Below are 20,083 nucleotides of genomic sequence, written 5' to 3'. Positions count from 1 at the left end.
AGAATGTTCGGCTAAAAAAATTTATTAAACCTTAGCATATAAAGTAGTATGAGAGTTGTTAATTATAACATAAAACTGGATATTGATTTTTCCGGGAAGAAGTATAGTGGCATTGAGAAAATAAAAATTACAGATGCAGAGAAAAAGATAACACTTGATTTAAATAAAATAGATATACATAAAATAAAAGTTAACGGATCGGATGTTAAATTTGAAGCTGGAGAAGATGGAGTTACATTCCCCACAGATGGTGGAGATATAGTTGCAGAAGTGCAGTTTTCATCTGATAATGACAGAGGGTTGAAGGGATTTTATGTTGCAGGCACTGAAAAGGAATACATACTGTCCACACAGTTCGAGGAATCTGATGCCAGAAGGGCATTTCCATGCATAGATAATCCAAATTATAAGGCGACGTTTGATATAACAATGGCAATAGACAAAGATCTCCAGGCAATATCAAATATGCCGGTAAAGTTCGAAACACTTGAAAACAGCAAAAAGGTTGTGCAGTTCGAACAAACACCGGTAATGGCTACATATCTTGTTTATTTGGGTGTGGGCCACTTCGATGAGATGGAGGATAAATACAGGGGAAAAAGATTGGCTTTAACGGCAATGAAAGGGCACTTGACAGAGTCAAGGTATCCGATTGATTGTGCCAAAAAGTCCCTTGAGTATCTTGAAAACTACACAGGCATAGATTACATGCTTCCAAAGTTGAACCTCATATCGGTGCCTGAATTTGCCGCAGGTGCAATGGAAAACTGGGGAGCGATAACATTCAGGGAAATTTTGTTGAACATAGATAAATCAACAACTAGCAGAAGCTACAAAAGGACTGCAGAAGTCATCACACACGAACTTGTCCATATGTGGTTCGGTGACCTGGTAACAATGAAGTGGTGGAATGACCTCTGGCTTAATGAGAGCTTTGCTACATTCTTTGCCTTCAAGACAGTAGATAGCACAAATCCCGATTGGAAATTCTTCGGAGATTTTCTTCTGGATCAGACAGATGGTGCCTATACCATGGATGCACTAAAAAATTCCCATCCAATAAATGCTGATGTTACAGACCCAAGGAGCATATCACAATTATCCTATGAAATAAGGTATGGCAAAGGATCAAATGTCCTGAGAATGATAGAGGCATATGTTGGCAAAGATGTGTTTATGAAGGCCATGAGAAATTATTTAAAAGAATTCTCATACAGCAATGCATCCGGATCTGACCTGTGGAATGCCATAGAAAAGGAGTCTGGCAAGGGTATATCAACCATTATGGAACAGTGGATTTCCCAGAAGGGGTATCCATACCTTGAAACTGCAAAGGATGGGGATTCACTTAAAATATCCCAGAAACAGTTCTATTTCCTTGAAGGTGATAAAAATTCATCATGGAAAATACCATTATTTATAAACCGGTTCTCCAGTGAGGAAAAGTTATTGATGGAAGGAAATGAAATGAAGCTGGATGGCGATATATTATCCCTTAATTTCAACCATAATGGATTTTACAGGGTTTTATACGATGATTCCATGTTTGAAAATATATCAAGAAACCTTTCCCAGATTACAGCAGAGGAGAAATGGGGGCTTGCAAATGACCTTTATGCCTTCCTGCTTTCAGGAAAAATAAATATAACAACCTATGTCAGAAGGCTGGAAAAGCTTTATGGAATAAATGAGAACATAGTAATAGATGAGATATCAAAGGAACTTTTCAACCTTTATACAATAACAGACAACAATTATTTCAGGGACCTGGCCAATTTCTATATAAAGGACAAAATGGAGTATGTAGAGGCAAACAGGAAAGATGATTTTAATTTCAAAATTACCCTTTCCGGGCTTTACACAAAGCTTGCATATATAAATAATGATTTCTGCAAATCATTATTAAAAAAATACAGCAGCTACGAAAATGTTGACCCTGATTTCAGGCTTGGATATCTGGTTGCTGAGGCAAAGATAAACCAGGATTTCAGCTACTTTGCGGATATTATAACAAACACGAAAAATGATGAGGACAAAACAAAAGCCATAACGGCATCTGGCGCACTTGAAGGCAATAAAAACCACCGTGCAATTATGGAATTTGTCAAATCCGGAAAAGCAAAGAAGCAGGATATGGATTCGTTCTTTGTTGCAATGGCTTCAAATGCTCCATCAAGGCAGTTTATAATAGACAATCTCAAGGATATAGTAGACATGTTGTACAAATTTGAGCTTAGCCCCCTGAGAATCAACAGGTGCGTCCAGTCCATGATTGGAAATGCCGGTGTAAAAGAACCGGAAAAGATGAGGAAAAACACAGACAGCATAAAAAGGGACGAATTATTTGGTGGGATAAACAAAGGGCTTGAATTCCTTGAAGTCTATGAAAATTTAATCAAAAACACAAAATAAATTAATAATTTTTTATATCTTTTAAATTTATTGTTGCCAATGGTATAATCATTTCTTCCCTGCTAAGCCCACCGTGCATCCCACGATCTTTTATTATATCATCTTCATAATATTTGTACCATACAGTATTTCCGGAATATGGAAGCACTATAACATCACCGAGCCTGGATGCATATTTTTCATCAACCTTCCTGCTGCCCAGTATACCGGATTCCAGGAGTTCTAGTTTTGTTATCACATCTGCTTTCCCATTCAGCTGGTTTTCAAGAAATAATTTAAGTTTTTCCGGATTTTCGCTATACATTGCCATATCACGTGGACTCCATGTTTCCGGCATTCTTTTTCCATTCTTTGTGGACATTAAGTTTTCTACACCTGAAACATAGGTTTTATGATTAACCGGCGTAAATCCGTGGTCGGATGAAATTATTATTGAAATATCCTGCCCGGATAGGTTCTCGAACAGGCTGTTAAATAAGCCTGCCATATAATGGAGTGATTCCAGGTGCTCTGGACTTCCCGGGCCGTATCTATGCTCCATTTTGTCAGGTTCTTCTATATAAAAAAATACATATGAATTGTCTTTTATCTTTTCCAGCAATTTTTTCAATATGAGAAACCCTTCAAAAAGAAAATCGTACCTTTTTTTCTCCTTCGCACCGGAATACATTATCCGGCTATAGCTGCTCTTTAATAATTCTGAGCGTGAAACTACATATGACTTTATACCGTTTTCTTTCAGGGTTTCATAAAATGTTTTTCCGTGAAATAGAACAGATGGGTTCGGATTGGCTTCAATAAATTTTTCCCTGTCCTGTTTATACACGGGAATAAATGGCAGGCTTTTCATAACCATATCATACTGGTCAATATACAGGCGCCATTCAAATAAACCGTGTTCTGCAGGTGTAAGCCCGGTATTTATTGTGTTGCTCGCAGCAGCGGTGGTAGAAGGGAATATGGAGGTAATTGGAGACACAATGCCTGATTCATTTATTTCCTTAAATGCCCTGTATTTTCCCAGATAGTTGATCCAGCTATCATAACCGAGGCCATCGATGTAGATAAATACCACCTTTTTTGTGCCGCATATATTGCTGTACAGCTTCTTATCCAGGTCTTTTCCGTCGTGCTTTATGTTGAATAATGATAATATTGTACTATTTATGTTTGAGAAATTATATCCATCATAATCCGGGTACACAAAATGTGCATCAGATTTATAGCGGTATTCCAGTTTATGGTTTATCATGTGGATATATTGCAGAATTGCATTTATTATTTGCTGGCAAAAATTATTCAGGATTCAATATACCTGAATTTAATTTTTTCGATGACCTGCGGGATATTTATATCCATGGGGCATACTTCACGACAGCCTCCAGAATGCATGCATAACATTGATTTGTCATATTTTTTCATTGTTATGGCCGACCACATAATCCCTGTAGGTCCCGTATATGGGCTATCGCCAAAGTCCTTCCCATAAAGCTTGTATGAAGGGCATGAAAAATAGCACCTGCCACATCTTATGCACAGGAGTGATTCTCTTATATCAGAGTCTATAGCCTCCTTCCTCCCGTTATCAAGGACGATTAAATGGAATTCTTTAGGTCCGGTCGCAGGCGACACATGTTTAAGTTCTATATCGCCTGTGGCACTGGGTCCCGAAGTAACATTGATGTATGCTGGCGGATAAAACCCTGCATAGGATGCCTGTACTATCACTTCATTAAATGCATCCTTCAATGTTGGGACTATTTTATCAATTCCTGTTATAGCTATATGTACCTGTGGAAGCACAGTATCCATTCTAATGTTGCCTTCATTCTCTATGAGCAGGACAGAACCGGTATCAGCTGCAATAGCATTGGCACCTGTAATCCCTACTTCAGCGCCGAGATATTTTTCCATGAGAAATTTTCTTACCCTGCTGACCATTTCCTCCGGAGATGTATTTTCATTTATTGTGCTATCAAGGTTTTCATGCAGCAATTTGCCTATTTTGTCCTTTGTAAGATGGATTGCAGGAGCAACCAGATGTGAAGGCATATCGTTGTTAATCTGGACAAGGTATTCACCCAGGTCAGTTTCCCAGATATCCTTTCCTTCCTTTTCAAGCTCTTCTCTCAATTTAATTTCATAAAGTACATTAGACTTTGAAAGCACTATTTTTGATTTCTCCCCTAAAATTTCCCGGACAATATCCATGGCCTCACTGCTATCCTTTGCATAATGGAAATGCCCGCCTGTGCGTTTCACACTTTCCTCTGTTTTTGATATATATGATTCGATATTATCGAGAACAGTGTTTTTTGTTTTCCTTAATTCTGATGCAACATCCTTTATGTATGGATTATCATCGAGAATTTGCTGTACCCTTGGAGCATTATTTACAATTGCCTTATTTACCGCAACATCCCATTCATAATTCATGAGACCACCTCTGCAATGTCCTTTATATTATTTACATAGGGAGATAGATTCTGGTAACATAGCGGGCACATAACAAGAACGTTTTCATTGACAGATAATAATTTCTCAGCACGTGATTTTGATATATCCTCGCTGTCTTTAGTTGAGACAAGGGCCAGTGGACCACCGCAACAGCTCCCCATGTCCTTTCCTGTTACGAGATAGTTTTCACTTGCAGATATTCCAGAATCCTTAATTTTTGCCCTTATATTATCATACATCCCCATGGCACGTGAATAGAGGCAGGAATCGTGTATGACATAATTCCCGGATCCTTTAAAATTAACCAGCTCCAGGTAGTTTTTTATATCAATGTCAAAGTCTATGAAATCTTTATAGCGTTTTAAGGCATTTGTTGTATGCGGGTCAACAGTTATAATCTGCTTTACTCCTCTTTCCTTGAAGAAATTATATAGTTTCTTTCCATACTCTTTATATTCGTTAATGAATCCAGATTCCAGCAACAGGGCTCCTGAATATGGCTCTTCATCGTATAAGTATCCGAAATTTAAGCCCTGTGCTGTTAACATTGAGGTTATATTTTTCAGTATATTAAAAGACCTGTCAAGTTCATCCCTGTTTGGCTTTATCAAAAATTTTGATGCGGTCATTAACCTTTTAGGTAGATTTAAACGGTAAATTTTGGGAAACAATTCTTCATAGCGTTTAAGTATGCCTGAAATCTGGTACATATATGAAGTATATATTATGGTTTCACCATCATGCGGGAGCCCTGAAGCCCATGAAGAGTAAAGTTTTGTATCCAGTGGAAAGGGCAGGAAGCTTTCCATTAAATTCTGTGAAATTAAATCCTTCATTTTTTGTATTCTTCGCTTATTAATTTCCATAAAGGTAAAATTCGCAGTTCTTTATAAAGCTATTTGTAAACATGTTTATTTTTTGATGGGAAGTACTGGTATAATGGTACAGATGTATAAGAAGAATTTTCATCATTTATTATACACCAAAATTATCGCTGTGGTATGTTATTGAGCTACCATATCGTACTAGTTTTTATTGGCTCTTTTATTTATTGAAACTTGCAAAATATGAATCAACTTCCGATCTTAGTTCTATCCCAACCCTTTCAAAACATTCTAACAGTTCTTTATACGTACCTTCACCTCCCAGAAAATCCCAAAATTCTCCTGCAACCTTCAACTCAGTACTCAGGTCTAGCATTCCCCTCATAGTCCACCTATTATAAGGGGCTGGTTCATAGGGATTATATGGAATGGCTATCAGAGTGTTTACATATGAATCGGGATTGGATGCAAGAATTACTGCAGCCCATTCCAGCAAAGTCCTCTTAAATTCTTTGAAATTCCCAATATTTGGCTTTGCTGTTTTTAGATCAAACAAGTAAAAAACTCCATTTTTGTCTTCAAGAAACAAATCCACTAATGTGGGCTTCACTCTAACCATATCACCACTTTTACAGACTTTGCGAATTGCTTCGATCTCTTTTATTTTATTAGGAGATGAAGATGCAGTAATCAGATTATCTATAATTCTTTGTATCTCATTCTGAGATTGTGTACTTATGTAATCTCCAACAGATGTGTGTGACTTTACATTTTTAAAACGACCCTTTGCCAGAGTGACGGCAACAGGCTCAAAAATACTTGTTCCAAAATTCGTGCTGAGTGAATGTATAAAAGAATATAACGCTAACCGATCTTTTCCCAACAATCTGACATGAAAAGGCATAGATGATGTTTCTGGTTTATAGGTCTGAAATTTGTTTCGTAAAGCATTTCTTAAAACGTTTTCCACGTTTTTTATTTGAATTTCCGTTAGACTCATTTTTATCCCTTCTTCAAATGAAATATAACCTCTGAATACGCACCTTTGTCTTTTTCTGTTCTATTCAACACAGGGCGCTTAAATTGTTCTACTATATTCATATCTGCTTTATTTGCAATTGAAGGGTATAAGTTAAATTTATCATTCGCCACCAAAAATACATCATAGTCATCTACAAGATATTGTTTACAATTTATTAACACATTAGAAATATCAATGACATACTTGTTTCTAGCTTCTCTTCCCTGACCCAAGGACATATTTCCTATTTCAGATGCTGTATTTTCTGGCAAATCAAATAATTCATAAGCATAGGAATGCTGCTCATGATAATTTATTAAACCAATATAAGGGGGGCTGGAAAAAATTCCCTTAATTTTCTGGTTTTGAACTAATTCAGCCAACTCGGGTGCATCCCTATTTAAGCTATTGGGAATATCCAAAGTTCTAGAATCACCAGTCAGACAAAATTGAAACGTATTTGTACGTACTTTATTAAACTGCTCTAACCTCTCAATAGTATCCGTACTGTAACGCTCCCACCAACTAAGTATAGAAAACAGGGGCTTACAAATCTTCTTATGTTTAGCGCAATAATATGGCGAACTTATGGGGTCAATTAAGGTAGCTAAATCTTCATGTGTAGTTGCTCTGCAAGAACGAATTGTTCTGCTTAAAATAACCATTAGCACATCTTTAATTGTATTATTCTGAATGTTATTTATAAGTTCGTATGTAAAATCTATCTCTCTTCTAACTGGTTGTAAATACCACTTATCAAGGAATGTGCCGTTGTTTCCCTGTTTTAGTTGAATTCTAAATTCTCGAACAAGGCTATTAAAAACAGGCAAGAACTCTGCCTCCTTTTCACTTCCATAAACTGATTCATTTATCTCATTCCGATGCAATTTATATTTATATTCTGGAGAGGGAAAGTAGAGATTATTGAATTTAGTCATTGCCTCCGAAAGTTTCTGTTCAAATTGAATTTCATTGGATTTCGAAATAAAATTCCTCAACGTTTCAGTTATTCGGCTTATCTCAAGTTTCAAAATACCAAAGTCGTATTTGGAAATTTTAACATTGCTTATCAGCGAGTTAAATATAGAAACATCAATCCCAATTGCATTTATACCCAATTCATTGGCCTGCACTAATGTTGTACCACTACCACAAAAAGGGTCTAATACAATATCCCCCTTCTTAAAATACACCTCCTTCTTGAAATCATCTATATGATCATCCAAAAAATACTCGACCAACTGGGGAATGAATTTCCCTTTATAAGGATGTAATCTGTGAACGTGTTTAGTGGTGTCTGCTTCTCTTAAATAATCAAATGAAAGAGCCCAATTCAGGTCATCTCCGAGTTGTTCTTTCCACTCAAGTTCACGTTTACCTCTAAATGATTGGTAATACTTTATCAAGTCATCCTTTCTTACAAATGTTGTTCCATTGTGGCTTATTTTTTTAATTCTACCGTATTGAACAAGGTAAGAGATATTAGAAGATGTGACATTTTTTCCTACATAGTTTGACGCCCACACGGCCGCCTCTTTAATAGTTAAAAATACAATAGTCGAATCTGGAATGGTTTCAAGACTGTTTCCATGTTCTAATGGCCATGGCACATTCACATCCTTTTTGTCAAACAACTCTAATATCTCATTCAAAGTACTATTGTCAGAGGGAAAACTCCAAAGTTTGCTTTCTGGATGCCAGCGATAACCTTTAATTTTCTTTAATTTTGCGATATATTCTGGATTGTATGGCACTGAAACGGTAATACGCCCATCTTCTCTTTTACTTACTATTACCTCCTCATTCATCTAATAAGTGCATTTTCAGTCACTATAATAAATTTTTGATGTAGCAAATCTATGTATCTAACATCTAAGGAACAGGTATAATTAATTTACCTTGTTGCTTCGTGCAAAATAAATTATGAGTAATATTTTTCATGTTTTTAATGCCTTAATCTGCGTATTTGTTTAATAACAGAATATTAAAAACGTACTAATGTCACGGAGATGATTGAACAATGGCAATAATGTTTCTTTTGATTATCATGCCTAAAATATAAATCGATTTTAGTAAATTATTACCAGTACTGGCGATTTTTTGCAAAATCTGTTTCTGCATTGAGAAGCCGCCTTATAAGGTCATCTTCGTTAAGATATGAAACTTCAAGTATCCTTGAAGCGATCTCCGGGCCAACACCGCGGGCAGCCATCACCATAACAGCAGTAATCCCGTGTTCTCTCACCAGATGGGCATTTTTTATCATCCTTTTTCTGGTTTTTTCATCTATTTTTTTTGAAATTGACTCCTCATCAAATTTTGAGATTGAAGCCACAAGCCGTGAATGGCAGACAGGACATCTTATTTCCGTAATATCTTTTATTTTCCTGGTTCTTTTATTACCGCAGGATGTGCAGTAAAGTATAACTTCCTCATTCATAAGCCGCTTGCGAATTGATTCAAGTATTGTTTTTGTAGGCTTGAGTGGCATGACCCTTTCAGAATAATGAGACAGGAATATATTTGAAGAATCTGAGATTTTGTTTTTGAGTATAAAATTTGAATCATCAAGGTTTTCAAGGTAATCATGCAGAACGTTAATATCCATGTAATCAAATATGAGCTTTCTTATGGAATCTTCGTATACAACTGTATTATAGTATGAGTCCACTATTTTTTCAAAACGGATCCTGGTTATGTCCGCTTCATTCGTTATGATGCCAAATTTTCTGGCTTCATATAAAAATACATTATTGAAGAATCTTGATCTCCGGGCAGATGATTTGACATAGCCATCAAGGTTGTTTATATCTATATTCATAATTAAATTCTTTACATCTTCTGCTGAAATGTTCCTTGAAACCCTCATATATATGTGGTATGGTGAATAATCCATTTCCACGCTTTCTCCTGTGATTGATGTTAGCAGCCCGGATAGTATCTGTGCCAGGGTAAAGTTGCCAAGGCTTCCCAGAAGGATCTGTATAATAATTTCTGAATTATGGGCTTCTATTATGATTTTATCCAGTGTAGCCATGTCATTTTTATACCATTCTTCAAGGGCTTTTTTGCCCCGATCGTTCAGGAATTCCGGAACATATTTTTCTTTCCTGTCCTGTGATACTCTGGATGCGGCTTCGTAGAGAACCGGTATCTCTTCGCCTGTCCAGTGTGGTGCAATGGCTGCCGTGCTGAAGGGCTCAACATATATTTTATCATCATCTATCCTTATTGTCCTCCATGTTGAACCCTTAATGACAAAATATGAACCTGGAGAAATCTCATTCACAACATACTTTTCATCCAGGGTTCCTATAAATTTTTTATTAATTACATCAATTACCCTGTAATTTTTTTCACCTGCTATCATTGATATATTTTCTATAAAGTATTTAAGAACCGGATACCGCTTTATAATAAAATTGCCATCTATGATGATTTTATGTGTTCTTGAAAGAAGTTCCAGCACAGCATAATATTCTTCAAATTCTAGAGTCTTAAATGGATATGCACCGGTAATTATTCTATACAGATAATTATAATCCACTTTCTTCGAGTAATTAAGCTCGAGCATTATCTGGTTTGCAACGGTTGAAAGGGAATTTTTCTTTATCATTACATTTTCCAGTTCCCCTAATTTAATATTGCCAACTATAGCCTTTGCTTCTTCAAGTTCGATAACATCATTGCATATTACAATCCCGCGGGAAACTTTCTGCAAAGAATGACCTGCCCTGCCAATTCTCTGTACCATTTTATTTATCTGCCTGGGAGAATTAAACTGGACTACCATGTCCGCTGAACCCACATCTATTCCAAGTTCCAGAGATGAAGTACAAATAAGTGCCTTTACCCGGTTTTCCTTAAAATCCATTTCGGCTGTTTCCCTGGTTTCGCGGGATAGTGATCCGTGATGTACTTCAATATCCGGATCTTTAAGCCATAGCCTTAGCCTGAATGAGATATCTTCAGCAACGTATCTTCTATTGACAAATACAATAGTGCCCTTATTTTCCTCCACTATAGAATGTATTTTCTCTATAGACCCTGCGTACTGGTTATCACATGCCATAATGTTAGCAATATCATCATTGCTGGGAGGAGGCAAAATAACCTTTATATCCATTTTCTTGTCTATCACAGGTTTTAATATTTTGCAGGGGGATGAAGGAGAGATGAAAAGTGAAAGTTCATCTTCATTCTTTGCAGTGGCAGAGAGCCCTATAACCTGAAAATTTCCTGCAAGCACCTTTAACCGCTCCATAGCTATGGCAAACTGTGAGCCCCTTTCATTCTGAGCCATTTCGTGGACTTCGTCAACTATTACATACTTTATATTTTTTATGTGCTCGCGGAGCCTTTTGCCCATCATGAGCAACTGCAATGATTCCGGTGTTGTAATAAGTATCTGTGCAGGGTTTCTGGATATTTCATTTCTCTCTGCCTGGGATATATCACTATGCCTTACCTGCACCCGTATATCAAGGGTTCTGCAGTAATCAAATACCCTTGAAAGCATATCACGGTTCAATGCCCTCAGTGGAGTTATGTAAAGAAGGGCTATGGATTGTGGTTTTTCAAGATATATTTTATTTAGCAGTGGAACCAGTGCCGCCTCTGTTTTTCCAGATCCGGTAGGTGATATAAGAAGGGTATTCTCTCCTGACAATATCTCAGGAATTGCCATTTTCTGTGCTTCTGTTGGATTTAAAATACCGTTTCTTGCCAGGCTTTCCTTTAGTGCCGGATCAAGCATATCAAATACATTTCCCTGTTGCATGGACATTGTTCCTTATAAATAGCGGTATGTTATATAAAATATTATAAACCTGTACCGGAGAGTTCCAAGCAATATTCAATAAATATTTTAAATAATTAATAATACACCCCTATGTTGCTTCCAAAGAAAATTTTTTTCACAAGGGGAATAGGGCGCGGAGAGACACAGCTTCAATCGTTTGAAAATGCATTGAGGGATGCGGATATTGCAGCTTACAACCTCGTAAGCGTCAGTTCCATACTTCCGCCATACGCAGAAATTGTAGATAAATCAGAAGGTATTAAGTTATTATCCTACGGGCAGATCTTATTTACAGTACTGGCAAGAAATTCGTCCAATGAACTGAACAGGATGATATCCTCTGCGATTGGCGTTGCGGTGCCGTCCGACAGGAGCAAATGGGGCTATCTGAGCGAGCACCATACATTCGGGCAAACTGAAAATGATTCTGGCCATTTTGCTGAAAAACTTGCGGCAGAAATGCTGGCCAGCACAATGGGCCTGGATGACCACCTGAAGTGGGAAGACAAAAAAAATGAATATGTGCTTGATGATAAAATCCTGACTACAAAAAATATTGCAGCTACCACCGTTGTCCTCAAACCGGATGAATGGGCAACGGTCATAGCCGCAGCTGTACTAGTGGTGTAAATGGACCGTGAAATAGAAGAAAAGTGGCGTGATGAATGGGCGAAGAGCCATATATTTGAACCATCAATTGATGATACAAAACCGAAGTTTTTTGTAACTGTCCCCTGGCCCTACAGCAATGGGTCATTGCATGTTGGCCATGGAAGGACATACACACTAGGGGATATAATCGCCCGGTACAAAAGGCTTACAGGGTTTAATGTGCTTTTTCCTATGGGATTCCATGAAAGTGGAACACCCATCCTGGCTTTCTCGGAGAGGATCAGAAACGGTGACCCCGGTACCATAAAACTTTACAGAAATTACCTTATGGAATATGAAAACCCTTCCGATATTGATGGGATTATAGAATCCTTCAAAAATCCCCAGAATATTGCAGATTATTTTTCAAGGGTGATAGTCAAAGATTTCATGGATCTCGGATACTCAATTGACTGGACCAGAAAGTTTACTTCAGCAGACCCGTTTTATCAGGAAATCGTTAAATGGCAATTTATGCAGCTGGAATCAAAAGGGCTTATAAAAAAGGGCAAATACCCTATACTTTATAGCATAAATGATGAAAATGCTGTAGGGGAAGATGATATAAAGGATGGAGATACTGACAAGGTAACAATAGAAGAGTTTACAGGCGTCCTTTTTAAGGGGGATAAATATTATCTCATAGCTGCTTCCTTAAGGCCTGAAACACTATTCGGTGTGACAAATCTCTGGATAAATTCTGATGCCCAGTATGCTATGGTCCGCTACAATAACATGGATGTAGTTATGTCTGCGGATGGGTATACTAAATTTTCCCTCCAGCATGATGGAATTGAATACATTGGTTCAGTAAATCCTGAAGAAATTATAGGTGAAAAATTCAATGTTCCTTTCCAGGATACTCCTGTCGATGTGATAGGAGCTGATTTTGTTGATCCGGACAATGGTACTGGAGTTGTTTACTCTGTACCGGGCCATTCCATATTTGATTACTTATATTATGGCAGAAACAACATAAAAAATAGCATAAAGAAAGTTGTTGAAGTAAAAAGCAAAATGTCTGTTGAATCACTTGTTAAAAAATACGGGCTTGAACACAATGAAAGCAAGCTAAAGGAAGCTACACAGGAGCTCTATAAGGAAGAATTTTATAATGGAGTACTCATAAATTCCGGCCCATACAGCGGAATGAATGTTGCAGCCGGCAGGGAAGCAATTAAAAATGACCTGATATCAAAAAATATGGCTGTAATTTTTTATGAGACAACAAGGAAAGCTGTTACAAGGTCTGGCTCCAGGGTTATAGTGGCAGTATTAAAAGACCAGTGGTTCATTGATTATTCGCCTGAGTGGCTCAAGAATAAAGCCCATGAGGTCATAAATTCCATGCGTTTCTACCCTGAACTGTACCGGAAATTGATGATGGATGCCATTGATTGGCTTAAAGAGCGCCCATGTGCCAGAAAGAGAGGAATAGGCACCCGTCTCCCATTTGATGAAAACTGGGTTATAGAATCACTATCAGATTCTACAATATATATGCTTGCCTATACCAATAAAAAGGAACTTAAAAATATTTATGACAGGCTCCACAGCATACCCGGCGATATACTGGATTATGTCCTGCTTGGAAAGGAGATCCGTAACAGGTATGATGATTATATAATGGAAAATGCCAGATCAGCAAAGAAAGAATTTGATTACTGGTATGGCAATGACCTTAGGATTACTGCACCGCCACATATTTCAAATCACCTGGCATTTTTTATTATGAACCATGCAGCCATATTTTCCGGCAGTAAGCTTCCTGGAGGCCTTATGATATCCGGGCTTGTTATATCAAATGGTGCAAAAATTTCAAAGAGCAAGGGCAATGTTATTTCCCTTCTGGAAATTATAAACAGGTATTCAGCGGATATATACAGATTATTTATGGCTGCAGGAGCAGATATTTCATCGCTCCTGGACTGGAATGAAAAGGATATATCATCGGTAATCAAACGTTATTCCTATTTTATAGGGCTTCTTGATGGATATTCAGGTGATAACCCAGGAGATGGTTACATATATGACTGGTTCAGGTCGTCGTTCTATAAAAACCTGAAAAATTATCTCGGGTACATGGAATCTATGAATATTCGAGATGCGTGTATTTCTATTTTCTATAATGTGATGAATGATTTAAAAAACGTGGAAAACCATGGTGGTAATATAAACAGTGCACTGAAACCTATCCTGGCTGACTGGCTCAAAGCACTTTCCCCGGTAATACCATTTTCCTGCGAGGAATACTGGCACCGCCACATAGACAATAAAACATTTGTCAGCGTACAGCCTATAGATACCAATATTGAAAGTAGGATAGACTCTGGAATTATTAAATCAGAAACTTACCTTAACAGGGTTATATCTGATATCAGGGAAATAATAAAAATTATACGCATTAAGCCGGAGAAGGCAGTTATTACTGTTTATGGAACAAAGCAGGAGGATTTTATTAAAGGTTATATGGCAAACAGCCTGGAAAGGGAGTATAAGTCGATGATACCTGATTACATGAAAAACAAAAACAGGATAGACCCTGAACCCGTGGATGAATATAGCATAATATCAAAAAACAAAGAATACATAGAATCCGTATTAAAGATAGAAATTGCAGTGGTGAAGTCCAGTGAAATACTGAAGAAAAACCCCTGGCCAGGGAGGCCTTTAATAGAAATTCAATAATCAAACATCGAGGACAAGGATAGCAAACCCTTCCTCGGGGCTTATTTCAAGATTATAATATGTTACTGCCTTTATTGCATTGCTGTAACAGAGGTTATCAGGCAGCTTTGTTCCGGATAGTATTCCATTAAGCCTGTTGCCTGAAATATTTATCTCTGCCCTCTGGAACAATACATTTTCAGTTTCAAGGTAAAATATTACGTCATTTAGAAGCTGGATAAGCATATCATCAACCGATTGTTTTGTAATTTCTACTTTTCTCTTAATGGTATTCTCCATACTGCTGGAACCGGTGATTAAATCAGATATGGCAGCAACAGAGTTTTCAAAGATTGAGTTTAAAGAATTGCCGTATACTTTTATTTTAAGGTCGGCTGTATGGTCAAGAATATCATATTTCATATAATATGGTAATGTGTTTGAATATAAATATGTTGATCGAATTTTTATATTATTGTGTTTAGCGTACACATATAAAATTAACTTTAAAATCTGAACATTTAGATTGAATACAAAATGAACTTAAATTTAATTAAAAAATCTGTTATTAAAATAACAAAAAAATTATTGGTCAGGGTTTACAGATGAAATCATTGGTATTTCATCCTTGTCCAGATCAAGTCCTATTTCCTTTGAAGTGAGGTTTCTTCCAAGGCTTCTTTCATAGAAGCTTATGATCCTCTTCTTCTCTTCAACTGTGTATTTTCTGAAGTATTTGTCCTTCTTCAGGTCAAATCCAGTCTTCTGTTCATACACATTTGCAGGTATAGAGTACTTTCTCTGTGTTGAATCCCTGTACAGCTCAGGTATAACATTGAATGCACAGAAAGGTATAACTCTTCCATCAGGCATTGCATAATGGATATCACATCTTTCCACACGGTCAACATCATATGTGTATGGGTCCTGGAAGTGCATAAATCCTACGAATAGTGATTTATAATGGAAAGCTTTCAGACCATGGTAATCACCTTCTGTAAAGGCGTTATATACCATATCTTTCAGCTTGAATCCTTCCGGGGCTTTGCTGTAATCAACGAATTTCTTCAGGTGAAGCAATAATTTGGTTACAGATTCCACTTTCTTTGGTGCCTGCCATTTTGCATATTTTATGTCATCTCCTAATTCTGATAGGTATTCAAACATTCCCTTAACATCAACAAACCTTGTTACAGGTATTATCTTGTCGTTGTCAATGAACAGGTATGTTCCCATTCCACATGCAAAGTGTATGGACAGTTTGTATGTTGGATGTCCTTTCAGAGCTGCAACAAAGTTAGATACATCAGTTGTTGCCGGAACTGTGAAGAAGTCTTCCCTTCCAACTGCTCCATCAAGCTGCTGCTCGATTTTCTTTATTGCACCAGGTATTGTTATCCTCTGTCTTGCTCTGGCACGATCTGACATTCTTCCAACAAGACTTACTGGCTGGAAGTTAACTCCTCTTACAACGTCCATGTTTGACTTTGCGAACTTGATCATATCTCCAAGATACTGGTCATTTATTCCACCAATAACTGTAGGTACAAGAACTACACCCATGGGTGCCTGTTTGTAGTGTTCCAATGCCATAGGGATTTCCCAGAAATTCTTCGGGTTTGATCTCGGGGTTGGACCGTCAAAACTTGTGTAAACAACGTTTGAACCTGCGTCCCTGGCTCTTTTAACAAAGTCTGGATCGTATGCGGCCCTGACACTGTTTGTGTTCATCTGCACATGTTCATATCCTTCTTCCCTGGCTATTCTGATTACATCTATTATATCATCCCTTAATGTTGGCTCTCCGCCAGTTATCTGAACTGCATTTGCACCAACAGGTTTCTCGTTTCTCATTCTTCTGAGCATTAACCTGATCTGGTCAAGTGATGGCTCGTATATGGGCTCGTTTTCTTTTGCGTAGAAGAAACAGTACCAGCATGATAAATCACAGCGGTTTGTTATAACTACGTTTCCCAATCCTGTATGGGATTTATGCTTTACACAGAGTCCACAGTGCGTGGGGCATATAATTTTATCAGCATATATTGCTACGTTGGGGTTAAGTATTTTTGTTCCCTCTTTGTCCTGGTATTTCTTAGCCTCCTCGTACATATCATAGTCTTCCCAGTATTTTTCTTTTGTTATTCCGTGTTCTGCGCATTCCTTTATAAGGTCTACTTCTCCGCCTTCTTCATATACTATTGCGGGGATTCTCATCTGATCGAATTTCTCTTCATCTGCACACAGGGGGCATAAGCTTTCTGTTACTCTTAAAACAAGCATATCGTCTGTAATTAAATGGCCCATTCCCTTCAAAAACTCATCTACAGTTTTGAATGGTGCATTTCTACTTATTTCAAAGTCATTAGCCAATCTGACTTCCGACTTATTTCTTTCTTCTGTCAATACCATTTTAATTCACCTAATTAACTAATTATGTTAAGCAAATAGAATAATATATATGTTTTGTCTTTATTCTTGCTAATTGCTTAAAGGACTAATTAGTCATGATAATTACAAATTATACCTTTATATATAAAGAAAAATGGTAGATGTTTGCAATTTCTTGTTAAAGGCTAATTAAATGGCAAATTTGAGGGAGTATAATATACATATTAAACCGGTTAATATTACGATATATTTTCCAATCCAAAACTCTGCGGTGTTAATACTTTTATGTATAATTCTTTCAGAAAAATTTGCAATTTGAAAATGAAATTATATATAATTTGATACATACAGTAGAAAATCCAGATTAAAGTATTCTAACAGACAATACATAAATTAATATTTTTTATTTTGGATACGGAGTTGCTTTAGAAGCTGCTCATACATATAATCTATATTTTTAGAGTTCTGTACCTTTATGCCTTTGTCAGATAAGTAATTTTTAAGCTGTTCACGTGTTATAATTCCATTTTCATTCCCATTTGTTTCGGTTATAACTGCAGGTATTAATTTTAATAATTTCACTCTTTCCTCAGACTTTTTATTGTTTTCTATCTTCCTGCGGGCCTCATGGTTTACCTTGTCAATTTTTAATTTTAAATCGTTTTCCACGGGGAAATCAAAATTTATTCCCTTGTACAGCCAGAAAGTCCTCATATTTTCTTCCATGTCATAATTTGAGCTATCTGGAAATTCATTGTTGAAATATTGAATCATGTCCTGCACCAGGGAATCGATGGATTTCTCATTAACTTCCCGGGTAAGCGGCAGTACCTTCTTTTCTTCATTCTCTTCCAGCAGGTCGTCTATGTTGAATGTGTTAAGTTCTGAGAACCAGTCAGCTTCATCATGATATTTATAGCCAACATCGTTAAATATGTACATAATATCAATTTCAGCTATTTTGTTCCTGTATTTATTGCAATCTATGGTGGAGCAATCCATATCCTCATCCTCAAAGCGTTTAACAGAAAGCACAAGAGATTTTATCCCACTATCCTTCGCATTTTTCAGGAATTTAGATGCACCACCCATATGTTTGTCCCATTCAAAGCTTATAACTATATCCACATCAGTGGAGTAATATAGAGAAAAGCCATTTTTCTTAGAATAATTAACAATGCTATTCCAGAGCAATTCCATTTTGTCTTTCATATTAGACCACGATACATTAGATTAAGCCTAAACTAATATAAAAATATTTTTACTGAAAAACTATACAGGTGATTTTGCACGGTCAGCTGTAATATAACCATATCTGGCATAATATTCGTTAAAAGTCCCCGATTCTATTGTGTGGAAAACATCTATTGCAGCTGGGCTGGCATTTTCCAGAAGAAGCCATGAAAATTTTTCCTTTACAACATCGGGAAAATAATGCCGGAATTTCCAGTAGTTCGCTTCGCTTTTTAACATTATTCCATAGTCCACATCCCCATTGATGAGCTTTTTTGGAATTTCCCTGTTAGGAACGTCACAGATCGCTGTATTTTCCTTTAATTCCCCATAATAACCACACTTTTCCTCATAATAATTTTTAAAGGCAATTCCGGTAGCACTGGTTCTCGGATTCGGAATAGCAAATCGGAAATTTTTAAGTTCCGATATGCTCACCTGCTTCTTCTTGCCTGTATAAGCGACACAGAGGGCGTCTTCAAATGCCTCCTTTCTCTCCATCGCTTTCATGTCATGTATCAGCCTGTTGCTCTGACATATAATTTCAGGCCTATTTTCAATTACAAGATTCCCTATGGTTATGGGCGATCCATTAGCCCTCTTTCTAATATATACTTCAGGCAATGTTTCAAAGTAAGTTTTAACTCCTTGTGAAGTAAAATATGATATAATAGAGGGAATAATGAACCACTGGCTTCCAGGAACAGTTAATTTAACCCCGCTGATAGAACCATAAAAATCTGAAACAACATCAAATCCGGGTACTGCAAATTTCATTATGAGTAATTTAATAGAATTATATAATCTATATTATTGAAAAGTTGCAAGATTTTAATTGTTTATTGTGATTGGTTTTCATCTCAAAAAATGTGAATATCTAAAATTTATAGTTTATTTATTTTGGAATAGAATATTTGCCCGGTGCCCCTATCCTGTAGCTATGTATACGGTATCACAAAATATTATGTTGACCGTTTTACATCTATTGTATTTTTCTACAGATTATTGAATTATATTGGTGGATATTATTCTCAATTATATTTAGAAAATAGGAATAAATCGAAGTAAGAATTAAAAGTTCATCTTTTAAATATTTAATGTTACTTTTCGATTTAAAAATATAGATACTAATAGTTTCATGTTATAATATTGAATATAAATGTTAAAATAATGAAATCAGACAAAATATATATGTTTTCGTTTTTTTTTGATTAATTTTCACATAATAATAACGTATTTATACGTTATACGTATGATGGAAATGTAGGGTGAAAGTATGGGACAGAATCAATTAGAAACTGTAATATCAGTTGAAAATGGAAAAGAAAAGAGAGTTTTGGTCAGGACATACATGGGTCGGCCTTCAAAATTACATGAAAACCAGATGATAGCCTTGAAGAACTGTGTAGAAAATAAAAAGGTATGCACAGTCCACGAAATTCAAGAATACATAGAAGAGGAGTTTAATGTAACGTATTCATCCAAGGAAGTACGTGAAATTCTTAGAAAATTTAATCTTACTTACTATCCATTGCTCAGAAAATATACATATCCAAGTTATTATAACGAAAAAATAATTAAAAAGTTCGATTTCTAAATTTTATTTTTATAACTTTGCATTAGAAA

The 20,083-nt window shown here is 36.5% G+C and carries 14 protein-coding genes; 4 read left to right on the top strand and 10 right to left on the bottom strand.

Features of this window, described 5'->3' with window-relative positions:
* The first annotated feature begins 48 nt into the window (after positions 1 to 48).
* Positions 49 to 2,412 (top strand): M1 family metallopeptidase, encoded by a 2,364-nt coding sequence (locus tag fad_RS01560; RefSeq protein ID WP_081141496.1) that lies wholly within the window; start codon positions 49 to 51, stop codon positions 2,410 to 2,412.
* Position 2,413: 1 nt separating this feature from the next.
* On the opposite strand, the gene fad_RS01555 is transcribed toward fad_RS01560, so the two are convergent.
* The 6 genes from fad_RS01555 to fad_RS01530 form a co-directional block, all read right to left on the bottom strand.
* Positions 2,414 to 3,664 (bottom strand): alkaline phosphatase family protein, encoded by a 1,251-nt coding sequence (locus fad_RS01555; RefSeq protein ID WP_081141488.1) that lies wholly within the window; start codon positions 3,662 to 3,664, stop codon positions 2,414 to 2,416.
* Between the two features lie 47 nt (positions 3,665 to 3,711).
* Positions 3,712 to 4,848 (bottom strand): LUD domain-containing protein, encoded by a 1,137-nt coding sequence (locus tag fad_RS01550; protein WP_081141487.1) that lies wholly within the window; start codon positions 4,846 to 4,848, stop codon positions 3,712 to 3,714.
* On the bottom strand, positions 4,845 to 5,735 hold the full coding sequence (locus fad_RS01545; RefSeq protein WP_081141485.1) for a (Fe-S)-binding protein: 891 nt from the start codon (positions 5,733 to 5,735) through the stop codon (positions 4,845 to 4,847). Before fad_RS01545 ends, fad_RS01550 begins: the two co-directional genes overlap by 4 nt.
* A gap of 178 nt (positions 5,736 to 5,913) precedes the next feature.
* The gene (locus fad_RS01540; protein ID WP_081141484.1) at positions 5,914 to 6,693 is read right to left on the bottom strand and encodes a TdeIII family type II restriction endonuclease; all 780 of its coding nucleotides are present in this window, start codon (positions 6,691 to 6,693) and stop codon (positions 5,914 to 5,916) included.
* Positions 6,694 to 6,695: 2 nt separating this feature from the next.
* A complete protein-coding gene (locus fad_RS01535) occupies positions 6,696 to 8,522 on the bottom strand; it encodes a DNA methyltransferase (protein ID WP_081141482.1) in 1,827 nt (608 codons plus the stop codon).
* Positions 8,523 to 8,794: 272 nt separating this feature from the next.
* Entirely contained in the window at positions 8,795 to 11,500 is a 2,706-nt protein-coding gene (locus fad_RS01530) for a DEAD/DEAH box helicase (protein ID WP_236940584.1), read from the bottom strand.
* 105 nt (positions 11,501 to 11,605) lie between these two features.
* On the opposite strand from fad_RS01530, the gene fad_RS01525 reads away from it, so the two are divergent.
* Positions 11,606 to 12,145, top strand: coding sequence for a pyruvoyl-dependent arginine decarboxylase (locus fad_RS01525; protein WP_009887330.1), 540 nt, complete (start codon positions 11,606 to 11,608; stop codon positions 12,143 to 12,145).
* Positions 12,146 to 14,854, top strand: coding sequence for a leucine--tRNA ligase (gene leuS, locus fad_RS01520; protein ID WP_081141481.1), 2,709 nt, complete (start codon positions 12,146 to 12,148; stop codon positions 14,852 to 14,854). It begins immediately after the preceding gene.
* On the opposite strand, the gene fad_RS01515 is transcribed toward leuS, so the two are convergent.
* The 4 genes from fad_RS01515 to fad_RS01500 all read right to left on the bottom strand — a co-directional run bounded on the left by fad_RS01515 (position 14,855) and on the right by fad_RS01500 (position 19,234).
* Positions 14,855 to 15,256, bottom strand: a complete 402-nt coding sequence (locus tag fad_RS01515; RefSeq protein WP_081141479.1) for an archease — start codon at positions 15,254 to 15,256, stop codon at positions 14,855 to 14,857.
* Between the two features lie 162 nt (positions 15,257 to 15,418).
* On the bottom strand, positions 15,419 to 17,245 hold the full coding sequence (gene tes, locus fad_RS01510; RefSeq protein WP_009887327.1) for a tetraether lipid synthase Tes: 1,827 nt from the start codon (positions 17,243 to 17,245) through the stop codon (positions 15,419 to 15,421).
* A gap of 372 nt (positions 17,246 to 17,617) precedes the next feature.
* On the bottom strand, positions 17,618 to 18,436 hold the full coding sequence (locus fad_RS01505; protein WP_081141478.1) for a hypothetical protein: 819 nt from the start codon (positions 18,434 to 18,436) through the stop codon (positions 17,618 to 17,620).
* Between the two features lie 60 nt (positions 18,437 to 18,496).
* Entirely contained in the window at positions 18,497 to 19,234 is a 738-nt protein-coding gene (locus fad_RS01500) for a type 2 periplasmic-binding domain-containing protein (RefSeq protein WP_081141476.1), read from the bottom strand.
* Between the two features lie 499 nt (positions 19,235 to 19,733).
* Between fad_RS01500 and fad_RS01495 the strand changes: the two genes are divergently transcribed.
* Complete coding sequence (locus fad_RS01495; RefSeq protein ID WP_009887324.1) at positions 19,734 to 20,054, top strand: winged helix-turn-helix domain-containing protein; 321 nt, start codon at positions 19,734 to 19,736, stop codon at positions 20,052 to 20,054.
* The last annotated feature ends 29 nt before the right edge of the window (positions 20,055 to 20,083 follow it).

The organism is Ferroplasma acidiphilum (genome assembly GCF_002078355.1).
GTDB classification, from domain to species: Archaea; Thermoplasmatota; Thermoplasmata; order Thermoplasmatales; family Thermoplasmataceae; genus Ferroplasma; species Ferroplasma acidiphilum.
Note: the sequence above shows the minus strand (reverse complement) of the source record. Positions and strands in the feature narration are given on the sequence as shown.

Excerpts from the sequence above, each read along its gene's own strand:
- fad_RS01560 (WP_081141496.1), top strand. The coding sequence starts at position 49 with ATGAGAGTTGTTAATTATAACATAAAACTGGATATTGATTTTTCCGGG.
- fad_RS01555 (WP_081141488.1), bottom strand. The coding sequence starts at position 3,664 with ATGATAAACCATAAACTGGAATACCGCTATAAATCTGATGCACATTTT.
- fad_RS01550 (WP_081141487.1), bottom strand. The coding sequence starts at position 4,848 with ATGAATTATGAATGGGATGTTGCGGTAAATAAGGCAATTGTAAATAAT.
- fad_RS01545 (WP_081141485.1), bottom strand. The coding sequence starts at position 5,735 with ATGGAAATTAATAAGCGAAGAATACAAAAAATGAAGGATTTAATTTCA.
- fad_RS01540 (WP_081141484.1), bottom strand. The coding sequence starts at position 6,693 with ATGAGTCTAACGGAAATTCAAATAAAAAACGTGGAAAACGTTTTAAGA.
- fad_RS01535 (WP_081141482.1), bottom strand. The coding sequence starts at position 8,522 with ATGAATGAGGAGGTAATAGTAAGTAAAAGAGAAGATGGGCGTATTACC.
- fad_RS01530 (WP_236940584.1), bottom strand. The coding sequence starts at position 11,500 with ATGTCCATGCAACAGGGAAATGTATTTGATATGCTTGATCCGGCACTA.
- fad_RS01525 (WP_009887330.1), top strand. The coding sequence starts at position 11,606 with ATGTTGCTTCCAAAGAAAATTTTTTTCACAAGGGGAATAGGGCGCGGA.
- leuS (WP_081141481.1), top strand. The coding sequence starts at position 12,146 with ATGGACCGTGAAATAGAAGAAAAGTGGCGTGATGAATGGGCGAAGAGC.
- fad_RS01515 (WP_081141479.1), bottom strand. The coding sequence starts at position 15,256 with ATGAAATATGATATTCTTGACCATACAGCCGACCTTAAAATAAAAGTA.
- tes (WP_009887327.1), bottom strand. The coding sequence starts at position 17,245 with ATGGTATTGACAGAAGAAAGAAATAAGTCGGAAGTCAGATTGGCTAAT.
- fad_RS01505 (WP_081141478.1), bottom strand. The coding sequence starts at position 18,436 with ATGAAAGACAAAATGGAATTGCTCTGGAATAGCATTGTTAATTATTCT.
- fad_RS01500 (WP_081141476.1), bottom strand. The coding sequence starts at position 19,234 with ATGAAATTTGCAGTACCCGGATTTGATGTTGTTTCAGATTTTTATGGT.
- fad_RS01495 (WP_009887324.1), top strand. The coding sequence starts at position 19,734 with ATGGGACAGAATCAATTAGAAACTGTAATATCAGTTGAAAATGGAAAA.